Origin of the sequence: Corallococcus exercitus, from assembly GCF_003611585.1 — a bacterium.
In the GTDB taxonomy this organism is placed as follows: Bacteria; Myxococcota; Myxococcia; order Myxococcales; family Myxococcaceae; genus Corallococcus; species Corallococcus exercitus.
Map to the genome: position 1 here is coordinate 1 of NZ_RAVW01000811.1, position 987 is coordinate 987.

Here is a 987-nt window from a genome sequence, read left to right on the forward strand (position 1 = left end):
GCCCTCCCGGCCCCACGTGTCTTCGTGGGACGGGGTGCGCCGTGGCCACCGGAGTCCGGGGCGTGCGCGTTCCCGTCTACTGAACGGATCCGCCGCACGCGCGCGGGCGCTCCTGGCTCCGTGCACCCGCGTGCTTCGTGCGGTCCCTCCTTCCAGTCCCGCCCGGTCCTTCACGCCCCCTCCTCCTGGGAGCGGTGCGTGTGCGGCCCGGGTGGCTGGAGTTCCCGCAGTCCATCCCTCGCATCCCTGGAGTCCCCATCATGAAGAAGAAGCTCTTGTCCGCCCTGCTGCTGTCCACCGCGCTCCTCGCCGCCGGTTGTGGAAGTGACGACGCCGAAGAGGAAGGCCACGTCGACGAGGAGGGCTGCGAGCACCTGCAGGAAGGCCCCGCCGTCAACGTCACCGCCGCTGTCAGCGGCACGGGCCCGGCCGTGAGCAACAACCACACGCGCTACGACATCGCGCTGGTGGACGTCGCCGGAGGCAAGGGCGGCGCGGTGTCCTTCGCCGTCTCCGAGGCCACCGACTACGTCCTCTTCACCAGCGCCACGGTGCCGGTGAAGGTCACCAACGGCAGCGGCGCGACGGTGGAGTTCGAGGAGAGCGCCACCAGCTCCACGCTCTGCACGGACATCCAGGGCCGCTACGTCGTGCCACTCACCGTGGGCACGCACACGCTCACCTTCGGCCCTTCGACCCTTTCCTCCGTGTCGCTCGTCATCGAGGAGTCGGGCGAGCACGACCACGACCACGAGTAGCCACCGGTTTCCCCGAGGCGCCCCATGTCCAAGGTCTCTTCTGGTACGGGTTCACTGCTTCCCTGCGACGTGCGCCGCGACGGCGACCGTCTGTTCGACGTGGCCATGTGGTGCCTGGGCCAGGACGTGCGTTGCCCGGATGGCAACGTGCTGCTCCGGCATGGCCTGGTGCGCGAGGCACGTCCGCCGGGCGTGGAGGGGCAGAGCGCATACCAGGGGCGGCTGGGGG

General features: G+C 70.2%; 1 protein-coding gene and 1 pseudogene. Both read left to right on the plus strand.

Translation table 11 applies throughout. The features are described 5' to 3' along the window. Positions 1 to 260: 260 nt before the first annotated feature. A complete protein-coding gene (locus tag D7W79_RS42240) occupies positions 261 to 758 on the plus strand; it encodes a hypothetical protein (RefSeq protein WP_120530777.1) in 498 nt (165 codons plus the stop codon). A 24-nt stretch (positions 759 to 782) separates the two neighbouring features. Next, positions 783 to 987, plus strand: a pseudogene (locus tag D7W79_RS42245) (hypothetical protein); the annotation flags it as partial.